Source organism: Azospira sp. I13 (genome assembly GCF_003112695.1).
In the GTDB taxonomy this organism is placed as follows: domain Bacteria; phylum Pseudomonadota; class Gammaproteobacteria; order Burkholderiales; family Rhodocyclaceae; genus Azospira.
In genome coordinates this window covers 38,119-58,549 of record NZ_BFBP01000009.1, presented here as the reverse complement: position 1 = coordinate 58,549, position 20,431 = coordinate 38,119, and the positions used below count along the sequence as shown (strand labels likewise).

The following is a 20,431-nucleotide window of genomic DNA, read 5'->3' as shown; positions in this document are numbered from 1 at the left end:
ATTCCTCGGCGACGCCTTGCCGGCGTCCGGACAGTGGAAAAAACCCTCATGGCGAAGCAGTCATTGCCAGGGGAATACGGCTGAAAAGCCCCGGCCGGCTAGGGTTTCCACCAATGCCCCGGACTTTCCCCCTGTGCCATACTCGCCGCGCATTTTGCACGACTCCGTACGCGGCCGCCTGGGCGGCCCGCGCTGCGGTAAAAGCGTTCAGGCGAAGCCGCAGGAGGACTTTGCCCGGCCACAAGCCGCACATGACGCAACGGGGCCCAAGAAGCCCGGCATTTTAAGACATCTCTGGAGGAACCCATCGTGACCTTTCTGCTCAGCGTCTCCCGCGGGATCGACGCCCTCAATGAGCGTGTTGGTAAAGCCGTGATCTGGTTGGTGCTGGTCATGACCATCATCAGTGCCGGCAACGCTGTCATGCGCTACACCATCAATTACAGCTCCAACGGCCTGCTGGAAATCCAGTGGTACCTGTTTGCCGTGATTTTCCTTTTCAGTGCCGGCTACACCCTGCTGCGCAACGAACACGTGCGCATCGACGTGGTGGCGGGCAAGCTCTCCCCCCGCGGCCAGGCCTGGATCGACATCATCGGCACCCTGCTATTCCTGATGCCCATGGCCATCCTCATCATGTACCTGTCTTGGCCCATTTTCATGAATGCCTGGGATTCCGGAGAAATGTCCTCCAATCCCGGCGGCCTGATCCGCTGGCCGGCTCGTCTGATGATTCCCGTCGGCTTCCTGTTGCTGGTGCTGCAGGGCTTCTCCGAACTGATCAAGCGCTTCGCCTTCCTCAAGGGGCTGATTGCCAACCCCATGGAAAAGCATAAGGGCCCCTCCGCCGAGGAAGAACTGGCGGCCGCCATCCAGGCACGCAAAGAGGAGGCCAAATAATGGAATTCCTGATTAACAACATGGCGCCGATCATGTTCGGCGCCCTGGTCCTGTTCCTGTTGTTCGGCTATCCAGTGGCTTTTGCCCTGGCCGCCAACGGCATGGTCTTCGGCTTCATCGGCATGGAACTGGGCCTGCTCCACCCCGCCCTCTTCCAGGCCCTGCCGGAACGGGTCTTCGGCATCATGGCCAACGACACCCTGCTGGCCATTCCCTTCTTCACCTTCATGGGCCTGGTGCTGGAACGATCAGGCATGGCGGAGGATTTGCTCGACACCATCGGCCAGCTCTTCGGCCCCATGCGCGGTGGCCTGGCCTACGCGGTGATTTTCGTCGGCGCCCTGCTGGCGGCGACCACCGGAGTGGTGGCGGCCTCGGTGATCTCCATGGGCCTGATTTCCCTGCCCATCATGCTGCGCTACGGCTACGACAAGCGCCTGGCCTCCGGCGTCATCGCTGCCTCGGGCACCCTGGCCCAGATCATTCCGCCGTCCCTGGTGCTGATCATCATGGCCGACCAGTTGGGCAAGTCCGTGGGCGACATGTACGAAGGCGCCATGGTGCCGGGTCTGGTACTCACCAGCCTGTATGTCGGCTACGTGGCTCTGCTCACCATCATCAAGCCCAATGCCGCCCCGGCCCTGCCCCTGGAAGCCCGCTCCTTGCGTGGCGCCAAGCTGCTCGTGCGCGTACTCACCACGCTGGTGCCGCCGCTGGTGCTGATCTTCCTGGTGCTGGGTACCATCTTCCTGGGTATTGCCACGCCCACCGAAGGCGGCGCCATGGGGGCTGCCGGCGCCCTGATCCTGGCCCTGATGCGCCGTCGCCTGTCCGTCTCCCTGCTCAAGCAGGCCATGGATACCACCGCCAAGCTGTCTTCCTTCGTGGTCTTCATCCTGGTGGGTTCCACGGTGTTCGGCCTGGTCTTCCGCGCGGTGAACGGCGACCTGTGGGTGGAGCACCTGCTGACTTCCCTGCCGGGTGGCCAGCTGGGCTTCCTCATCGTGGTGAATATCCTGGTCTTCGTGCTGGCCTTCTTCCTGGACTTCTTCGAACTGTCCTTCATCATCGTGCCCCTGTTGGGACCGGTGGCGGAAAAGCTGGGCATCGACCTGATCTGGTTCGGCGTGCTGCTCGGGGTGAACATGCAGACCTCCTTCATGCACCCGCCCTTCGGCTTCGCCCTGTTCTACCTGCGTTCCGTGGCGCCGGCCTCGATCAAGACGACGGACATCTACTGGGGCGCCGTGCCGTTCGTCTGCATCCAGATCATCATGGTGGCCTTGATCATCATCTTCCCCGGCATGATCAGCTACGGTGACCCGGCCCACCACACGCCCACCCAGCAGGAGTCCGAGGCCATGGACCTCAACTCCCTGATGCAGCAGCAGGAAGGCGGTAGCGCTGAATCGGGCGAGGAGCCCCAGAACGAACTGCTCAAGCAGCTGCAGCAGAACAACAACTAAGCGACCGAATCATCCCTAATTGGCCCGCCGGCAACCCCGGCGGGCTTTTTTTCGTCTGAGGAATGGGGGGTAGATCGGAACTAGGCCCCCATGGTTAGGAGAGAAGTGCTGGGCAGAAGAAGGGGGCAGCCGATCAGTCAACTCCCTGATATTGATTGATGAAAGTCCTACCGAGCCGTCTTTTGCGACTGCTAACCTAGCTTTCATCCAATAACGATGGATTTATCGTGGAACTTCCGAATCCCACCGACTCCCTCCGCAGCCGCTTGATTCAGGCGGCGCTTGATTGCTTTCTGGCAGACGACTATCACCATGTCACCACCCGACGCATTGCCGAATGTGCCGGGGCCAACGTCTCGATGATCCGCTACTACTTCGGCAGTAAAGAGGGGCTGTACGAAGAAATGATTCGCGAGACATTGAGCCCGTTGCTTGAGGTGCTGGACGGTCCGTTGCTGGCTTCCACTGCCGGATTTTCAGAATTCCTCGGCCTGTACTATCGGACGATGTTAGCCCGCCCAGAGTTTCCCAAACTGATCCTTAAGGTACTGGCGCTCCGGCATGGCCCAGGTCGTCGGTTTATTCAGCAGTTGCTGGAGCGTGGCCGTAGCCGTGGTGCGCGCAAGGTTGCCGACCTGAAAGCACAGGGAGCGGTTGCGCCGGCCATCGATCCCGACATTCTGCGGCTGGCATTCGTGAGCCTGGCGATGACCCCCATGTTGCTCAAAGATATTTTTGAGGAGCAGATGGAGCGCCCCATGAATGCGGCGTTCCTGGAGAAATTGGCTGCGTTCAATGGCCACCTGTTCGCAGCCGGTTTGGCGCCAGCAATTTCAGTGGAGAAAGGAGAGGGTGTATGACGCTCCAGTTGCATTCAGGCGCCGTGCGCCGATTCGCCAAGGCCATGAAATTCGGCAACTGGCTACAGTCGCTGCCCAACAAGGTGATACCGGCGCCATTCCGCTTGATCCAGATTGGCTCAGCCTACTGGCAATCGAAAGCCCTCGCCGTGGCTGCCCGGCTGGATATTGCTACCGTGCTGGGGGCGGATACCCTGGAGGCATCGGTGCTGGCACGGCGTGTCGACGCGAATGCTGATGCGCTTGGGCGTCTCATGCGGATGCTGGCAGCCATGGGCGTTTTTGAGGAGGTTGGTCCCATGGCATTTCGTAACAACAAGCTTTCCCGCTGCCTTGCCAGGAGCCACCCGCAAAGTGTTCGTGCCATGATTCTGATGCATAACTCAGATGCAATGAGCTGCCCGTGGTTTGAGCAGCTGGAAGCAGGGATTCGTAGTGGTACGCCTCCGTTCCAACTGAGTCACGGGGAGGAGTTGTTTGATTACCTGGATCATCATCCTGACCTTGACCAGCTCTTTTCTGAAGCGATGGATAGCGTCGAGTCCTTGGCAGGAGATGGCTTTGCCACTGACCTGGATTGGGGGCAGTTTGATCGCGTCATCGATGTCGGTGGGTCTCGCGGGACCAAGGCCCTGGCCATCCTGAAACAACACCCAAATCTTCGCGCACTGATCGTCGATCGTCCCCAGGTGGTAGCAGAAGCGCAACGCTATTGGGCATCTCACCCTACGACGGGAGTAGAACGTCTTCGCTTTCAGGTCGGGGATCTGTTCGAGGCCATTCCTGCAGCCACCGGACCGAAGGACATCTATTTGCTTTCGGCGGTCCTGCATAGTTTCGACAACGGCACCTGCATCAGGGCACTGAAGAAACTGGGCGAGGCCATGGGGAGCAGCTCAGCCCGAGCAGCGGTGCTAGAAATGGTGCTTCCGGAAACTGGGGCCGACATCGCTAGCGCCTCCTTCGATATGCAGATGTTTGCGGGCTGTCGCGGGCGCGAACGGACTATGACCGAGTGGCACTCCGTTATTAAGGGGGCGGGCCTGGTGCTGGAAGAGGTCGTACGCTTACGCTCCCTTGGCAGCATCCTGGTGCTGCGCAGACCGTGAGGTGCTATGCGGGCAAACCCAGCTGCTTGTGCCGCACCGCAACACCTCACCGCCGGCTCGACGTTGGCAGGCGAATCAGGCAATTCGATGCCCCTCGTGAAAAGACGCAGCACTACATCAAAACAATGTCGTACTGCTCCTGGGTGTAGCTTGCTTCGGCCTGGAGGGAGATGGCCTTGCCGATGAAATCCGAGAGCATGGCCAGGGACTGGGATTCTTCGTCCAGATACAGGTCGATCACCGGCGGGGCTGCCAGAATGCGGTATTCCCGGGCATTGAACTGGCGTGCTTCGCGCAGCAGCTCGCGCAGGATTTCGTAGCAGACGGTACGGGCGGTCTTTACCTCGCCACGGCCGCCACAGGTCGGACAGGGCTCGCACAGCACGTGGGCCAGGGATTCCCGGGTGCGCTTGCGGGTCATCTCCACCAAGCCAAGGGCGGTGAAGCCGTTCACCGTCATCTTGGTGTGGTCCCGGGCGAGAGCCTTGTTGAATTCGGCCAGCACCGCATCCCGGTGTTCCGTGTTCTCCATGTCGATGAAGTCTACGATGATGATGCCGCCCAGGTTGCGCAGGCGCAGCTGGCGGGCGATGGTCTGGGCCGCTTCCAGGTTGGTCTTGAAGATGGTGTCGTCGAAGTTGCGCACACCGACGAAGCCGCCGGTGTTCACGTCGATGGTGGTCATGGCCTCAGTCTGATCGATGATCAGGTAGCCGCCGGATTTCAGATCGACGCGCCGGGCCAGGGCCTTCTGGATTTCTTCCTCCACCCCGTGCAGGTCGAAGAGGGGCCGCTCCCCGGTGTAGTGCTCGAGCAGGGGCAGCACCGTGGGTGTGTATTGCTCGGCGAATTCCCGCAGCTTCTGGAAATTTTCCCGGGAGTCGATGACGATGCTCGAGGTTTCCGGATTGACGAAGTCCCGCAGCACCCGCTGGGAGAGGGAGAGTTCCTGGTACAGCAGGGAGGGTGGCGCTACCCGCAGGGATTGTTCCTTGATGCCGCGCCAGGTCTTGCGCAGGTATTCGATGTCGTTGGCCAGTTCTTCGTCCGTGGCGCTCTCGGCCATGGTGCGGACGATGAAGCCGCCGTTCTCGTCGGCCGGCACCAGGCGGGTCAGGCGCTCCCGCAGCTGTTCCCGTTCCTGCTCGTCCTCGATGCGCTGGGAAACGCCGATGTGCTTTTCCTGGGGCAGGTACACCAGCATCCGTCCGGCGATGGAAATCTGCGTGGACAGGCGCGCGCCCTTGGTGCCGATGGGGTCCTTGATGACCTGCACCACCAGGCTCTGGCCTTCGGTGAGGATGCGTTCGATGGGCCGGGCGCCGTCGCCGTCACGGTCCCGCTCGCCCTTCTCACCGCGCTCGCCGCGTTCGCTATGGCGCGGCAGCCAGATGTCCGCCACGTGGAGAAAGGCTGTGCGCTCCAGGCCCACGTCGATGAATGCCGACTGCATCCCCGGCAGGATGCGGACTACCTTGCCGAGATAGATGTTGCCGACGATACCGAGGGAGGCCGTGCGCTCGATATGCAGTTCCTGGGCGACGCCCTGGTGCATCACCGCCACCCGGGTTTCCTGGGGGGTGAAATTGATGAGGATTTCTTCAGGCATAGGAAGGGTGGGAAGGCAGGTAAAATTCAGGTTTTGCCCCATTCTACCCCAATGCCCCAAGCCTCCCCCGACACCGCCAATCCTGCCGCTCCGGTCACCCGGCGGGCCCCCGAACTACTGGCCCCCGCTGGCACCCGGGCCATGATGGACAGCGCCTTCGCTTTCGGCGCCGATGCCGTCTATGCCGGCCAGCCCCGCTACAGCCTGCGGGTGCGCAACAACGATTTCGGCAACATGACCGTCCTGGCCGAAGCCCGCCAGGCCGCCCGGGACCTGGGCAAGCAGTTCTATCTGGTGAGCAACATCTTCCCCCGCAACGCCAAGGTAAAGACCTATCTGGCCGACATGGCGCCGGTCATGGAGATGGCGCCGGATGCCCTGATCATGGCCGACCCGGGCCTCATTGCCATGGTGCGGGAGCAGTGGCCGGAGATGCCCGTACACCTTTCCGTCCAAGCCAACACGGTGAATTACGCGGCAGTGCGCTTCTGGCAGAGCCTCGGCATTTCCCGGGTCATCCTCTCCCGGGAGCTATCCCTCGACGAGGTGGCGGAAATCCGCCAGGAATGCCCCGACATGGAGCTGGAAGTGTTCGTGCACGGCGCCCTGTGCATCGCCTATTCCGGCCGCTGCCTACTCTCTGGCTACTTCAATCACCGTGACCCGAACCAGGGCACCTGCACCAATTCCTGCCGCTGGGACTACAAGGTGCACCCGGAGAATGAGGCCACCGATGGCCGGCCGGAAACCAAGATGTGGCTGCTGGAAGAGCGCCAGCGCCCCGGCGAGCTGATGCCCATCGAGGAAGACGAGCACGGCACCTACATCATGAATTCCCGTGACCTGCGCGCCATCGAGCACGTGCAGCGGCTGGTGGAAATCGGTGTCGATTCCCTGAAGATCGAGGGCCGCACCAAGTCCCCCTATTACGCCGCCCGGGCCTGCCAGGCCTATCGCCGGGCCATTGACGACGCGGCTGCCGGGCGTCCCTTCGACCCGGCCCTGCTGGCCGACCTGGAAGGCCTGGCCAACCGGGGCTACACCGACGGCTTCTACCAGCGCCACCACGATGCGGAGTACCAGAATTACCTCAAGGGCCATTCCGAGTCCGAGCGCAGCCTCTATGTCGGCGATGCGATCCGCTTCGACGCCGAGCGGGGCCTCATGGAAGTGACGGTGAAGAATCGCTTTGCCCTGGGTGACCAGTTGGAAATCATCCACCCCGCCGGAAATTGCATCGTTCCCCTGAATCGCCTGGAAAACCGGGCCGGCGAAGCCATCGAAGTGGCGCCCGGCAGCGGCCACACGGTCTGGCTGTCCCTGCCGGCGGAATACCAGGGCGCGTACATCGCCCGCCTGCTCCAGGCCTGAGGCGCCTCGTGCCCCACCTGACGGCCTACATCTCCGGCCACGGCTTCGGCCATGTGGCTCAGACCGGGCCGGTCCTCAATGCCCTGCGGGAAATGCGGCCGGATGTGGCCCTGACGGTGGTCAGCAGCGCCCCGCCTGCCGTACTGCGCCAGCGTATTGACGGCGATTTCACCCTGGAGCCCCGGGCGGCGGATTTCGGCTTCGTCATGGAAGATCCGTTCCGCATCGACCGCGCCGCCAGTGCCCGGGCCTATCAGCAATTTCACGCTGACTGGCCAGCCCGGATCGCGGCGGAGGCCGCCTGGCTCCAGGCCCGGCGTACCGATCTGGTGCTGGCCAACGCTGCCTACCTGCCCCTGGCGGCGGCCCGCTCGGTAGGCATTCCGGCCTGGGGCCTCAGCTCCCTCAACTGGGCCGGGCTGTTCGCCTTTGTCTATGGCGGAGAAGCGTGGGCCGCCCCCATCCACCGGCAGATGCTGGAGGCCTACGCGGGCGCTAAGGCCTTTTTCAAATTGCAGCCCGCCATGCCCATGGACGATCTGCCCAACAGTCGCTGGAGCGGCCCGGTGGCCCGTCTCGGCCAAAGCCGGCCGGCGGCCCTGCGCCAGGCCCTGGGCTTGCCCGCCAGTTGCCGGGTGGTGCTGGTGGCCCTGGGCGGCATTGCCTCCCGTCTGCCTATTGCCGACTGGCCGGTAACCCCGGACCTGTTCTGGCTGGTACCGGCCGCCTGGCAACCGGCCCGGCCGGACATGGGGGCCTTCGAGTCGCTGCAATGGGATTTCACCGAGTTGCTGGCCTCGGTGGATGCGGTGGTGGGCAAGCCCGGCTATGGCACGTTTGCCGAGGCCGCCTGCAACGGCATCCCCATGCTTTATGCCCGCCGGCCGGCCTGGCCGGAACAGGATGTGCTGATCGACTGGCTACGGCAGACGGCGCGTTGCGTCGAGGTGCCGGAAGCACGTCTGGAGAAAGGGGCGCTGGCCTCCGATCTGGCGGCCCTGTGGCACCAAGAGGCGCCGCCCCGGCCTGAGCCCACGGGGGCGCGGGAGGTGGCGGCAGCCCTGGCGGCCGGGCTGCCGATGTAAGCGCCGGTTAGTCGGAAGTGTGTCTCAGTGGAGACTTAGGGAGGCCTTGGCGCCCCCTTGTGGCGGCCCCCAAGGAGGTCTCAGAGGGGGTAGCCGGCCTTCTTCAGCAGTTCGCCTGTTTCGCACAGGGGCAGGCCCATGACGCCGGTGTAGCTGCCTTCGAGATGGGAAACGAACATGCCGGCCTTGCCCTGGATGCCATAGGCGCCGGCCTTGTCCATGGGCTCGCCGCTGCTGACGTAGCGGCTGATCTCGCTCTCTTCCAGGGGGCGGAAGTGCACGAAGCTCTCGGAGAGAATGGTTTCGATATGGCCGCTCCAGGCCAGGGAAACGGCGGTGAGTACGCGGTGCCGGCGACCGGAGAGCAGCTCCAGCATGCGCCGGGCATCGGCTTCATCCGTCGGCTTGCCGAGAATCTCGCCGTCGCACTCCACCGTGGTGTCGGCCGCCATGATGGGCTGCACCGCCTGACGGCGCCAAACCACCAGCTTGAGGCCATGCTCGGCCTTGGCCCGGGCGACGCGTTTGACATAGTCCACCGGGTCTTCACTCGCCAGCACGCTTTCATCCACGGCCCGGTCGGCCCGGGGGGGATTGCGGAAGAGCAGGGTTTCGAACTGCACGCCCATGAGGGAGAGCAGCTCCCGCCGACGGGGGCTGCGGGACGCCAGGTAGATGCGGGGGCCGAGAGGAATGGTCATGATGACGTGGGCGGAAGGGCTTCAGCCTTCCCGATGGTAAGGATGGTTACGGATCACGCTCACAGCCCGGTAAAGCTGCTCGCACAGGATCAGCCGGGCCATGGCGTGGGGCAGGGTCAGGCTGGAGAGGCGCAGCATGGCGCCACCGTTCTGGCTGGCCTCGGCTTTCAGCTCCGGGTCCAGGCCGTCGGCACCACCGATCAGCAGGGCGATGTCGCGGCCTTCGCCCATCCAGCCTTCGAGGCGGGCGGCCAGTTTGACCGTGGTCAGGTCCTCGCCCCGCTCGTCCAGGGCGACGATGCGGCAACCGGCCGGCAGGGCGGCGCGGATGCGGGTCTTCTCCGCCGCCAGCAGTTGCTCACGGGTTTTCGAGCCCCGGGGCTCGGGCTTGATTTCGACGACGCTGACGGCCATCTCCCGGGGCATGCGCTTGATGTACTCGGCGCAACCGGCGGCCACCCAGTCCGGCATCTTGTGGCCCACGGCGACAATGCAGAGTTTCATGATGGATGGGGAGGAAAGGCGGCGCCGAAAGCAGGGAGAGGGTCAGTGCGCCGGAAGGGATCAGGCGGCGGCGCTGCCACCCTGGCCGGGGGACTTATGGCGGACCGGCGCCTTGGCGCCCCACAGTTCTTCCAGGTTGTAGTAGGCGCGCACAGCAGGTTGCATGACATGGACGACGATGTCGCCCAGGTCCACCAGCACCCATTCGCCGGTTTGCTCGCCTTCGACGGAGAGCACTTCGCCGCCGGCTTCCCGCACCTTTTCCTGGACGCTGCGGGCCAGGGCCTTGACCTGACGGTTGGAGTCGCCGCTGGCCACCACCACCCGGTCAAAGAGGGAGGTGATCTTGCTGGTATCGATGACTTCGATGTCCTTGCCCTTGATGTCTTCAAGGGCGTCCACGACGAGGGCTTGCAGTTTGCTCAGTTCCATCAGGTGCCTAAATTACGGGGTTGGAGATAAAGTTGCTGCGCCCGAATATAAGCGAACACCGCTTCGGGCAGCAAATAACGGGGGCTGCGGCCCGCCGCCAGCAGCTGGCGGATCTGGGTGGCGGAAATGGCCAGAGGCGTCATGGGGAAGGTGACGATGCCGCCTCCCGGGCGCTGCGCCAACTCGCCGGGGGCGCAGCGGCGGGCCTGGAATTCGGTGGCCAGCTCAGCCGGCAGGGCGGCCGGGTCGATGGAAAAGCCTGGGCGGTAGACCACGGCCACATGGGCTAGTTCGAGGATGTCCCGCCAGCGGTGCCAGGTGGGCAGACCGGCAAAGGCGTCGGCGCCGGTGAGCAGCACCAGGGGGGTGGCAGCGCCTCGTTCCTGGCGCAGGCGCTCCAGGGTCAGCACGGTGTAGCTCTTCTCCTGGCTGAAAACCTCGGCCCCATCCACGGCGAAGGCCGGGTTGTCCGCCACGGCGCAGCGCACCATGGCCAGGCGCTGTTCTGGCCCGGCCGCCGGCATCTCCCGGTGGGGCGGCTGGCCGGCGGGAATCCACAGCACCTGGTCCAGCGCCAGATGCTCCACGGCCTCCTGGGCCAGGCGCAGGTGGCCGTGATGAATCGGATCGAAGGTACCGCCGAAAATGCCGACGAGGCAGCCCTCAGGCATGGCCGCCGTCGTCTTCGTCATCCACCCGGGCTTCAAAGGTGGCCGGGGTGTCCACGAAGACATCCCGGTAACTGACGTAGAAGCTGGCCACCAGGGTGGGCGCCAGCACCAGGATCAGGGGCACCATGACGAGGGCTGCCGCCAGTCCGCTGCCCAGGAAAAGCCCCAGCAACCCCATGGCCAGGGCCGGTATGATGCCGCACCAGAGCAGCAGGGACACCCCGTAGGCCAGGAACGGGCGCCAGTTGCGCAGGCAGGCGAAGAAGCTGAAAAACAGGGCCTTGCCCACCCCCAGCCGGTGCCACGCCGCCAGCATGGGGGCGAACCAGAAGGCCATCACCAGGGGCACCACCAGCAGCATGGCCAGCTGGGTGGCGACGAAAAACGCGGAGTCCTCAATGCCCTCTTCCGGCGGCTTGCCGCCGAGGAACATCAGGCGGAACAGCTCCCCCCCATCCACCAAGGAGGTAATGCCAAGGATGGAAAGGGTGCCGCACAGATAGAGCCCGCCCAGGGCCACCAGCACGGCCGCCTGGGGGCGGATGCCGGAGGCGAGGGACTGGGGCGTTACCGCCAACCCCCGGTCCAGGGCCCGGCAGGCATTCATTAGCACCAGGGACAGGGTCGGCATGGCCAGGTAGGAGACCAGGCTGCCCAGCAGCGGCACGCTGCCCACCAGGGCCAGGAACAGCCAGTAGGCGAGCAGCAGCAGGCTGAGGATGGCGGGATTGCGGCGGAAGACAGCGTAGCCGCCGGCCAGCCAGCGCCAGCCGTGACCGGCGGGAAGATTCAGGGCCTGCATGATTTAGGCGGAGGGAAAGATATCCCGGTAGGAGGCATAGATGCCGGCGAAGGACACGGGCAGCAGCACCAGGAAGCCCAGGCCCATGGGCAGGGCCGCGATGAAGAAGAGGATGCCGAGGATCAGGCCGAAGACGGTGAAGGCCAGGAAATTCTTCAGGCAGGCCTGGAAGCTGGCCTTGAGGGCGGCCACCGGCGCCATGTGGTTGAAATAGACCAGGGCCGGGGCGAACCAGAAGGCCATGAAGAGGGGCACGGCCAGGGCCAGGCTGATGAGGATGGCCAGCAACACCCCGGCGATGGCCACGCCCAGGCCGCTGGCGCTACCCGCGGCGGCACCGCCCATCAGGGAGCCGCCGCCGATGATCATGCCCACCGCCAGAATGGCGAACCAGCCCAGCATGTAGAAGAGGCCCAGGAGGATAAGGTTGGTGGTTTCCCGGGAGAAGCCGGCGAACAGGTCCCCCAGTTCCGCCTTGTCGTTGCCTTCTTCCTGGCGGCGCACTGCCTGCAGGGCGCCGGCCACCAGCAGGGGCAGCATCAGGTGGGACGCCAGGGCCCCCAGCACCGGCACCATGGCCACGGCCAGGGTCAACACCAGGAAGACCAGGGCCAGCACCAGCCAGGGGCCGGGGGCGGCCAGGAAAAGGTTCCAGCCGAAACGCAGCCATTCGATGCCGGCCCCGGCGGGCACGACGCGGCTGTCGCCATCGAAGGGAGGAGGTGCCATGGGGAAGGCGGGCGTGGAATCCGGGGTGTCGGCTGACATGGGGAACTATCGGGAAAATGGGGAGAAATTCAGGAATGGCGCCATGCTAACGGCACGACGGGGGGTTGGCAATCGCCGCTCCCCTGTGGGGGCCTCGCTGCAACCGGCTCGTGGGGGCCGGAAATTGGCGGAGCACGGCCGGGGAAGGCACGGGGCGGTGCGCGCTGCGAGGCTCAATTGAGCCAGGGTGCCGTTGTGTGGCGATGGGTTTCAAGCAGGCGCTGGAAGGGCGTGGGATCCTTCACCAATACCTGCTGGCCTTCCCGGGGCTGCTGCTGGTCCTGCAGGCGGGAAAGCCAGAAACGCAGGGCGGCGCGGCGTAACAGCCGGGGCCAGGCCGCTGCCTCCGCAGCCAACAGGGGCCGTTGGGCGTGATAGGCCGCCAGCAGGGCCCGGGTGCGGTCGGCATGCAGTTGACCGGCGTCATCCAGACACCAGTCGTTGGCGGCCACCGCCAGGTCAAACAGCAACTCGTCTTCCCCGGCGAAATAGAAATCCAGCAGGCCCGACAGGCGGTATCCGTCAAACAGCACGTTATCCCGGAACAGGTCGGCGTGGATGACGCCCCGGGGCAGCACGGCATGGGCGGCGCTCTGGTCCGCCAGTTCATTCGTCAGGAGTGCGGTCGCTACCGGCGCCAGCAGGGGCAAAAGCCGCCCAGCTGTTTCCCGGCACCAGCCAAGCCCTCGGGGATTGGGCTGGGGGGCGGGAAAATCGGCTGCTGCCAGATGCAGGCGGGCCAGGGCATCGCCCACGGCCGCGCAATGTATAGCGTCCGGCGCCACCACCTCATGGCCCGGCAGGCGGGTGAACAGTGCCGCCGGCTTGCTGGCCAGGGGGCGCTGAATTCGCCCGGCCAGATCGGCCAGGGGCGCGGGACAGGGCAGGCCCCGGGCCGCCAGATGGGCCATGAGCGCGAGATAGAAGGCCAGCTCGTCTGCCCCCAAGGTTTCGAAGAGGGTCAGGACCCACTGGCCCCGGTCGGAGCTGACGCGGTAGTTGGTGTTCTGGACGCCGGCTTCGATGCCGGCAAAGCCGAGGAGCCGGCCGGCCTGGCCGGCTTCCAGCCAGGCGGCGAGCTGCTCCGCCGTTACGTGGGTGAAAACGGACACGGAGCCGCAGGCGAAGCGTGGTGCGTGGCCGTCGGCGCCCTTAGAAGGTGCCGATCACCCACATGGGCACGCGCACGCCCTGGTCCAGATTGTCACGGCGGGAGAAGGTGCCGTCGCCCTGGTCGTCCACCAGGTAGTAGGGCACGCCGTGGGTGGGGGTGACCCGGATCATGTAGAGCTTGCCGTTGACCCGGAACTCTTCGACGGTGTCGTTATCCCGCTTCTTGATGGTCACCTGGGGTTCCAGGGCGGCATCGAAGGGCGCCATTTCGGGGGGCGGCGGGGGGACGGCCGGCAGGGGCTGCAGATCGCTGCGAGCGGCCTGGGCCAGGGCGCCGCCAGCGGCGAACAGACAGAGCGTGGCGGCGAGAAGGGAAAGACGGCGCATGAAAGGAGCCCTTGCAAAGAAGACCGTGGGGAGGCCGGATTTTATTACAAATTGAGCAGCATCTCCCGCTCGTCCGGCAGGGGGGCGAAGCCGCGGGTTTCGTAGTGTTTGAAGATGGCTTCGACAATTTGTTCCGGCTCGTCGATCACCTGGATGAGCTCCAGATCGTCGGGGGAAATCATGCCCTCGCCCACCAGACGGTCCTTGAACCATTCCAGCAAGCCGCGCCAGAAGGGCTCGTGCACCAGGATCAGCGGAATCTTGCGGCTCTTGCCGGTCTGGATCAGGGTCAGGGCCTCCAGCACCTCGTCCAGGGTGCCGAAGCCCCCGGGCATCACCACATAGGCGCTGGCGAATTTGACGAACATGAACTTGCGCGCGAAGAAGTGGCGGAAGGACTGGGAAATGTCCTGGTAGGGATTGGCGGCCTGCTCGTGGGGCAGCTGGATGTTGAGGCCGACGGAGGGGCTCTTGCCGTGGAAGGCGCCCTTGTTGGCCGCTTCCATGATGCCGGGGCCGCCGCCGGAGATAACCGAGAAGCCGGCATCGGAGAGCAGGCGGGCGGTCTTTTCCGTCAATTCGTAGTAGGGCGATTCCGGCGCGATGCGGGCGCTGCCGAAGATGGAAACAGCCGGTCGGATGGCCGCCAGCCGCTCAGTGGCCTCGACGAACTCTGCCATAATGCCGAAGATTCGCCAGGATTCCCGGGCCGACATGTTGTTGGTGACGCTATCGGGGTCCGCCAGGGGCGGCAGTTTGGATCGTTCGCTCATTTTTTTGTCTTCTGGATTTGTTTTTATGCCCATGCTTCTGCTGGTGGACGGCTCGTCCTACCTTTACCGCGCATTCCATGCCCTGCCGGACCTGCGCAACAAGGCGGGAGAACCGACCGGCGCCATCTACGGCGTGCTGAACATGCTACGCCGCCTGGAAAGCGACTACAAGGCAGAAGGCGTCACCTACAAGGCCGTGGTCTTCGACGCCAAGGGCAAGACCTTCCGCGACGACTGGTACCCGGAATACAAGGCCCAGCGCCCGCCCATGCCCAACGACCTGGTGGCCCAGATCGAACCCCTGCACGCCGCCATCAAGGCCTCCGGCTGGCCGTTGCTGATGGAAGAGGGCGTCGAGGCGGACGACGTCATCGGCACCCTGGCCCGCCAGGCCGAAGCCGCCGGCATGGATGTGGTCATCTCCACCGGCGACAAGGACCTGACCCAGCTGGTCAGCCCCCGGGTGCGCTGGGTGAATACCATGAGCAACGAAGTGCTGGACGAGGCCGGCGTCACCGCCAAGTTCGGCGTGGAACCGGGACGCATCGTGGATTACCTGGCTCTCATCGGCGACACGGTGGACAACGTCCCCGGCGTCGCCAAGGTGGGGCCCAAGACCGCTCTCAAGTGGCTGGAACAGTACGGCACCCTGGACAACATCATGGCCAATGCCGAGGCCATCGGCGGCGTGGTGGGCAACAACCTGCGCCAGGCCCTGGACTTCCTGCCCCTGGGCAAAAAGCTGGTGACCGTGGTGTGCGATCTGCCGCTGCCCGAAACCCCCGCCACCCTGGCCCCCCGCCCCGAGGACAAAGCCATCCTGGCGGAGATTTTCAGCCGCTACGAATTCAAGACCTGGCTGCGGGAACTGCAAGGTGACAGCGCGGCTGCCAGCGATGCCGAGGCCGGTGATGCGGCGGCGGCCCCCGCCGCCCCGGCCGGTGCCCACCGCCAGCATTACGAAACCATCCTCACCTGGGAGGCCTTCGAGGTCTGGCTGGCGAAAATCCAGGCCGCCCCCCTGACCGCCGTGGATACCGAAACCACCAGCCTGGACCCGCTCTCCGCCCGCATCGTCGGCATCTCCTTTGCCACCGCCCCGGGCGAGGCCGCCTATATTCCGGTGGCCCACAACTACCCGGGCGCCCCCGAGCAGCTGCCCCGGGAGCAAGTATTGGCGCGGCTCAAGCCCTGGCTGGAATCCAGCGCCCACGCCAAGCTGGGCCAGAACCTCAAATACGACCAGCACGTCTTCGCCAACCACGACATCGCCCTCAAGGGCATCGTGCACGACACCCTGCTGCAGTCCTACGTGCTGGAGAGCGACAAGGGCCACGACCTGGAACAACTGGCCCGCCGCCACCTGGGCCTGGACACCATTCCCTACACCGCCATCTGCGGCAAGGGCGCCAACCAGATCGGCTTCGACCAGGTCGCCATCGACCAGGCCAGCGAGTATTCCGCAGAGGATTCCGACATCACCCTGCGGGTGCACGACACCCTGCACCCTGCCATCGCCGCCGACGAGAAGCTCAACCGGGTCTATCGGGACATCGAAATGCCCGCCCGGGAAGTGCTCTTCGCCATGGAGCGCCACGGCGTGCTCATCGACAGCGGCCTGCTGCAGGCCCAGAGCAACGAACTGGGGCGCAAGCTGGTGGAGCTGGAAGCCCGCGCCGTGGAAATCGCCGGCCAGCCCTTCAACCTCAATTCGCCCAAGCAGCTGGCGGAAATCCTGTTCACCCAGCTGGGCCTGCCGGTGGTGAAGAAGACCCCGGGCGGCGCCCCCTCCACCGATGAGGAAGTGCTTTCCGAACTGGCCCTGGACTACCCACTGCCCAAGGCCCTGCTGGAGTACCGGGGCCTGGCCAAGCTGAAGAGCACCTACACCGACAAACTGCCGCGCATGGTCAATCCCCATACCGGCCGGGTGCACACCAGCTTTTCCCAGGCCGTGGCCGTCACCGGCCGCCTGGCCTCCAGCGACCCCAATCTGCAGAACATTCCGGTGCGCACCGCCGAAGGCCGCCGCATCCGCGCCGCCTTCATCGCCCCGGCCGGCTGCCAGATCGTCTCCGCCGACTATTCCCAGATCGAGCTGCGCATCATGGCCCACCTCTCGGGCGACCATGGCCTGCTCGACGCCTTCGCCAAGGGTGAGGACGTGCACCGCGCCACGGCGGCGGAAATCTTCGGCATCACGCCCCTGGAAGTCACCTCGGAACAGCGGCGTTACGCCAAGACCATCAACTTCGGCCTCATCTACGGCATGAGCGCCTTCGGCCTGGCCCGCTCCCTGGAAATCGAGCGCAGCGCCGCCCAGACCTACATCGAACGCTACTTCGCCCGTTACCCCGGCGTCGCCCGCTACATGGAAGAGACCCGGGAACTGGCCAAGCGCCAGGGCTACGTGGAAACCGTCTTCGGCCGCCGCCTGTGGTTGCCGGATATCCGCGCCAGCCAGGCCGGCCGCCGCCAGGGCGCCGAACGGGCCGCCATCAACGCGCCCATGCAGGGCACCGCCGCCGACGTGGTGAAGCTGGCCATGACCGCCGTGCAGGACTGGCTGCTCGGCAGCGGCCTGGCCTCCCGCCTGGTGCTGCAGGTGCACGACGAACTAGTGCTGGAAGTGCCGGAGGCGGAAATGGCTACGGTGCAGGAAGCCCTGCCCCGCCTCATGGCCGGCGTCGCCCAGCTGGCCGTGCCCCTGCTGGTGGAAGTGGGCCACGGCCCTTCCTGGGACGCCGCCCACTAGCCTGAAGCCCGGCGCGGGCCTAGGCTGATCAGCATTTAACGAGTTGATTGGCCGGCGGCTTGCCGGCCAGTACCGAGCGATTCCCGGCCCGCGTTCCGCCGGCCTGCCACCGTCACCCTTGCGGCGCTACGCCTGCTGTACCGCTCTGCTTACCCGGATTGGCACCGGGCAGCGCGATATGCTCAATGCGCTGGAAGGCAATAGGGGCGCCATTCTTTAACCCCCCATCCCGCTCAGCCAGCTAACACGCCATTTCCCAGGAGGTGATGCCGGAGATGCCCGTCCTTCCTGCCGCTCCGGGCAGGCATCCCGGATGCAGTCTTACCCCCCGGCACCCGCTTCCTTGCGGCAGCGCTTTTCCTTCAGCACCGTCGCCACGGTCCGCCCCACTTCCGCCACTTCGCCGGGGAAGGCCCGGGCATAGGCTTCCCGGGCGGCGCGCACCCGTTGCAGGCGGGGTTCCAGGCTGGTTTCATCCAGCAGCTCGCCGAAATCCCCGCCGCCGCCATGGAGCCGGGCCAGCACCTGGGCGCCCAGGGCCGGGGTGTAGTGGGAGGAATCGAAATAGCCCCGCATCAGGGTCTGGCGATCCCCCAGGGGCGGCACGGCCTCGCTGGTGAGGGCATCGTAGCCACCGAAATCCCACAGGGGGTAAGGCGTCTGCCCCGCGGCCCGGGCCGCGTCGGCGTTGAGGCGCACCAGCTGGCGCTTCCAGTCTTCCCACTGTTCCCACAGGCCCACCGCCCGCAGGGTTTCCCACTGGCGTGCATGGGAGGGGGAAATGAACAGCTTGAGCCGCACCCCGCGCTGCTGGGCGAGGCGCAGCAGGGCCGCCAGGTCGGCCATGGGCTGGCGGCCATCCCGGGCGTTGCTGAAGGCGAAGCGGCAGTGGGGCGGCGGCAGGTAAAGGTCTTCCACGTAGTAGCGTTCGCTGGCGTAGAAGCTGCCGCGGTGGCCGTCCTCCGCCTGGATGGCGGCCTCGAAGCCGATGCGCAGGCCCTGGGGGGTGTAGACGGTGTCCCGGGGCTTCAACTGGCGGCGGCCGACGCTGCGCAGGCTGTCGGCCACGGCGGTGCTGGAAAAAAGCAGCTGCAGCGGGCGCCAGGGGGCGTAGTTGGCCTCGCTCTTGTCGTCCATGGGGCGCAGGTGGGCGTTGGCGGCGAAGAAATCCAGGCCGATCAGCACCTCCTCCGGCGGCTTGTTTCCACCTCTTTCCAGGAGCTCGCGGAAGATGGCCAGGGTTTCGTCGTAGGTCTGGCGGTCATAGGCCAGGTTGAGGGCGCCCGCTCCCAGGTGCGGGTCCGCCGGATCAATGCCGCGGTCGGTGCGGGAGCTGCCGAGAATGGCGATCCGGGGCTGCTGCCGGGCCAGGCCGACGATCTTGAAGATGCGCGCCTGCTTCACCTGCCGCGGCTTCAGGGCATTGAGCCCCTCCCGGCGGGGCGTGCCGTAGAGGCCATAGGGGTCCACCAGGGCATTGCCGGCCGCGGCCAGCAGGGCTAGGCCCAAGGCGGCGAACAGGAGTTGCTTGAGGTAGGCGGCCATGGTAGGTCAGAACTGGAAATAGAGGAATTCGGAGGCCCGGGAGAAGCCGAAAACGCTCCACACCGCCAGCAGTGCCAGACCCAAGGCCCAGGCGCCATGGGGCCGCCATTGCCACCAGCGGTGGGGCCCTGCAGCCAGGGCCGGCGGCGGCAGGGGGCCGTCGTAGGTGGGCCGCCAGGGGGCAAAAATCTGGCTCAGGTTGGGGCAGCAGAAGACCAGCAGCAGGCCGCCGGCAATCAGCAGCCGGGCCTTGCCCAGATCCACGGCGGAAGCCGCCAGGGCGGCTCCGCTGGCGTGGTCGGGGGACATCGAAAGAACGGGGAACATGGCCTGCAGCATGAGGCCGGCGGCCGGCAGACTGTCGGCACGGAAGAAGACCCAGGCCACCACGACGGCGAGAAAGGTCAGGGCCTGGCCGGCCAGCCGCTCCCAAAGGGGGGGCGAGATGGCTTTCCCATGGCGGCCCCGCAGGGCGCGCCAGCCGTGGTTGATGATCAGGTAGGCGCCGTGCAGGCCGCCCCACACCACGAAGGTCCACGCGGCGCCATGCCACAGCCCGCCCAGCAGCATGGTGATGAAGAGGTTGGCAAAGCGGCGGAAACGTCCGCGCTGGCTGCCGCCCAGCGGAATGTAGAGATAGTCCCGCAGAAAGGTGGACAGGCTGATGTGCCAGCGCCGCCAGAATTCGATGATGCTGCCGGCCCGGTAGGGGGAATAGAAGTTGAGGGGCAGGCGGATGTTGAAGAGCAGGGAAAGGCCCACCGCCATGTCCGAATAGCCGGAGAAATCGAAATACAGCTGCAGCGTGTAGGCCAGGGCCCCCACCCAGGCCTCGCTACTGGCGGGCAGGGCGCCCTCGCCGGCGGCGGCGAAGACCGGCGTGGCGAATTCGGCGAAGGTGTCGGCCAGCAGTACCTTCTTGGCCAGGCCGAGGATGAACAGGGAACTGCCCACGGCCAGGTGGGTCGGCTGCAGGCGGTAGGTCGGCGCCAGACCGAACTGGGGCATCATCTGCTTGTGGTGCAGGATGGGGCCGGCCACCAGATGGGGAAAGTAGGTGACGAAGAGCAGGTAGTGGGCCGGGTTGCCCTCCCGCACCAGGCCTCGGCGCACATCCACCAGATAGGCGATCTGGGTGAAAGTGAAAAAGGAAATGCCCAAGGGCAGCACCAGTCCCAGGGGCGCCCACTCCTGCCCCAGCAGGCTGGCGGCCGAGGCGAGGAAGAAATCGGCGTACTTGTAATAGCCCAGCAGCAGCAGGTTGGTGCCGACGGCCAGGGCCAGCAGTAGCGAGGTGCGCCGGCCGTTTCCCGTTTTGTCCTCGCGCTGGCGTTCCCGGGCCAGCCAGTTGCCCATGCCGTAGTTGAAGGCGATGGACCCCAGCAGAAGCAACAGGAAGCGGCTGTCCCAAACCCCGTAGAACACCAGGGAAGCGGCCCCCAGCCACCACGCCGCCCAGGCCGGCCGGCGCGCCCCGAGCCAGTAGAAACCGGCGAAGACCACCGGCAGATAGGCGAAGAGGAAGGCGTAGGAATTAAACAGCATGGGGGCGGCGGTGCATCGGGACCCTGGCGGGATAG

Annotated in this window: 19 protein-coding genes; 7 read left to right on the top strand and 12 right to left on the bottom strand. The window is 65.5% G+C overall.

Going from position 1 to position 20,431, the window contains the following annotated elements; translation table 11 throughout:
* Positions 1-309: 309 nt before the first annotated feature.
* From AZSI13_RS08605 to AZSI13_RS08590, 4 genes are all read left to right on the top strand, one after another.
* Positions 310-900 (top strand): TRAP transporter small permease subunit, encoded by a 591-nt coding sequence (locus tag AZSI13_RS08605; protein WP_109040767.1) that lies wholly within the window; start codon positions 310-312, stop codon positions 898-900.
* The gene (locus AZSI13_RS08600; RefSeq protein WP_165833423.1) at positions 897-2,366 is read left to right on the top strand and encodes a TRAP transporter large permease subunit; all 1,470 of its coding nucleotides are present in this window, start codon (positions 897-899) and stop codon (positions 2,364-2,366) included. The genes AZSI13_RS08605 and AZSI13_RS08600 overlap by 4 nt, the downstream gene beginning before the upstream one ends.
* A 227-nt stretch (positions 2,367-2,593) precedes the next feature.
* Positions 2,594-3,226, top strand: coding sequence for a TetR/AcrR family transcriptional regulator (locus AZSI13_RS08595; RefSeq protein ID WP_201262340.1), 633 nt, complete (start codon positions 2,594-2,596; stop codon positions 3,224-3,226).
* The gene (locus tag AZSI13_RS08590; RefSeq protein WP_109040764.1) at positions 3,223-4,335 is read left to right on the top strand and encodes a methyltransferase; all 1,113 of its coding nucleotides are present in this window, start codon (positions 3,223-3,225) and stop codon (positions 4,333-4,335) included. Before AZSI13_RS08595 ends, AZSI13_RS08590 begins: the two co-directional genes overlap by 4 nt.
* A 112-nt stretch (positions 4,336-4,447) precedes the next feature.
* Here the strand turns inward: AZSI13_RS08590 and rng are convergent, their stop codons facing one another.
* Positions 4,448-5,944: a ribonuclease G gene (gene rng, locus AZSI13_RS08585; RefSeq protein WP_109040763.1), complete on the bottom strand. Its 1,497-nt coding sequence runs from the start codon at positions 5,942-5,944 to the stop codon at positions 4,448-4,450.
* A 51-nt stretch (positions 5,945-5,995) separates the two neighbouring features.
* Here rng and yegQ point away from each other — a divergent pair, with 51 nt between their 5' ends.
* Together yegQ and AZSI13_RS08575 are read left to right on the top strand one after the other, a co-directional pair.
* Positions 5,996-7,315 (top strand): tRNA 5-hydroxyuridine modification protein YegQ, encoded by a 1,320-nt coding sequence (gene yegQ / locus AZSI13_RS08580; RefSeq protein ID WP_109040762.1) that lies wholly within the window; start codon positions 5,996-5,998, stop codon positions 7,313-7,315.
* A gap of 8 nt (positions 7,316-7,323) precedes the next feature.
* A complete protein-coding gene (locus tag AZSI13_RS08575) occupies positions 7,324-8,400 on the top strand; it encodes a hypothetical protein (protein WP_109040761.1) in 1,077 nt (358 codons plus the stop codon).
* Positions 8,401-8,480: 80 nt separating this feature from the next.
* Here AZSI13_RS08575 and AZSI13_RS08570 read toward each other — a convergent pair whose 3' ends face one another.
* The 9 genes from AZSI13_RS08570 to AZSI13_RS08530 all read right to left on the bottom strand — a co-directional run bounded on the left by AZSI13_RS08570 (position 8,481) and on the right by AZSI13_RS08530 (position 14,551).
* Positions 8,481-9,101 carry a nucleoside triphosphate pyrophosphatase gene (locus AZSI13_RS08570; RefSeq protein WP_109040760.1) on the bottom strand — a complete coding sequence of 207 codons (621 nt, stop codon included), beginning with the start codon at positions 9,099-9,101 and terminating at the stop codon, positions 8,481-8,483.
* Between the two features lie 21 nt (positions 9,102-9,122).
* Complete coding sequence (rlmH, locus tag AZSI13_RS08565) at positions 9,123-9,605, bottom strand: 23S rRNA (pseudouridine(1915)-N(3))-methyltransferase RlmH (protein ID WP_109040759.1); 483 nt, start codon at positions 9,603-9,605, stop codon at positions 9,123-9,125.
* Between the two features lie 60 nt (positions 9,606-9,665).
* Positions 9,666-10,037, bottom strand: coding sequence for a ribosome silencing factor (rsfS, locus tag AZSI13_RS08560; protein ID WP_109040758.1), 372 nt, complete (start codon positions 10,035-10,037; stop codon positions 9,666-9,668).
* Positions 10,037-10,729 (bottom strand): nicotinate-nucleotide adenylyltransferase, encoded by a 693-nt coding sequence (gene nadD / locus AZSI13_RS08555; protein WP_235609716.1) that lies wholly within the window; start codon positions 10,727-10,729, stop codon positions 10,037-10,039. The genes rsfS and nadD overlap by 1 nt, the downstream gene beginning before the upstream one ends.
* Positions 10,701-11,510 carry a BPSS1780 family membrane protein gene (locus AZSI13_RS08550; protein ID WP_109040756.1) on the bottom strand — a complete coding sequence of 270 codons (810 nt, stop codon included), beginning with the start codon at positions 11,508-11,510 and terminating at the stop codon, positions 10,701-10,703. Before AZSI13_RS08550 ends, nadD begins: the two co-directional genes overlap by 29 nt.
* A 3-nt stretch (positions 11,511-11,513) precedes the next feature.
* Positions 11,514-12,278 carry a BPSS1780 family membrane protein gene (locus tag AZSI13_RS08545; protein WP_109040755.1) on the bottom strand — a complete coding sequence of 255 codons (765 nt, stop codon included), beginning with the start codon at positions 12,276-12,278 and terminating at the stop codon, positions 11,514-11,516.
* A 173-nt stretch (positions 12,279-12,451) separates the two neighbouring features.
* Positions 12,452-13,390 (bottom strand): homoserine kinase, encoded by a 939-nt coding sequence (locus tag AZSI13_RS08540; protein WP_109040754.1) that lies wholly within the window; start codon positions 13,388-13,390, stop codon positions 12,452-12,454.
* A gap of 40 nt (positions 13,391-13,430) precedes the next feature.
* Positions 13,431-13,778: a DUF2782 domain-containing protein gene (locus AZSI13_RS08535; RefSeq protein ID WP_109040753.1), complete on the bottom strand. Its 348-nt coding sequence runs from the start codon at positions 13,776-13,778 to the stop codon at positions 13,431-13,433.
* Positions 13,779-13,822: 44 nt separating this feature from the next.
* A complete protein-coding gene (locus AZSI13_RS08530; RefSeq protein ID WP_109040752.1) occupies positions 13,823-14,551 on the bottom strand; it encodes a TIGR00730 family Rossman fold protein in 729 nt (242 codons plus the stop codon).
* A 25-nt stretch (positions 14,552-14,576) separates the two neighbouring features.
* Here AZSI13_RS08530 and polA point away from each other — a divergent pair, with 25 nt between their 5' ends.
* Positions 14,577-17,306 (top strand): DNA polymerase I, encoded by a 2,730-nt coding sequence (polA, locus tag AZSI13_RS08525; RefSeq protein WP_109040751.1) that lies wholly within the window; start codon positions 14,577-14,579, stop codon positions 17,304-17,306.
* Between the two features lie 321 nt (positions 17,307-17,627).
* Here the strand turns inward: polA and AZSI13_RS08520 are convergent, their stop codons facing one another.
* Both AZSI13_RS08520 and AZSI13_RS08515 read right to left on the bottom strand, forming a co-directional pair.
* Complete coding sequence (locus AZSI13_RS08520; RefSeq protein ID WP_109040750.1) at positions 17,628-18,851, bottom strand: hypothetical protein; 1,224 nt, start codon at positions 18,849-18,851, stop codon at positions 17,628-17,630.
* A gap of 6 nt (positions 18,852-18,857) precedes the next feature.
* Positions 18,858-20,396, bottom strand: a complete 1,539-nt coding sequence (locus tag AZSI13_RS08515; RefSeq protein WP_109040749.1) for an MBOAT family protein — start codon at positions 20,394-20,396, stop codon at positions 18,858-18,860.
* Between the last annotated feature and the right edge of the window lie 35 nt (positions 20,397-20,431).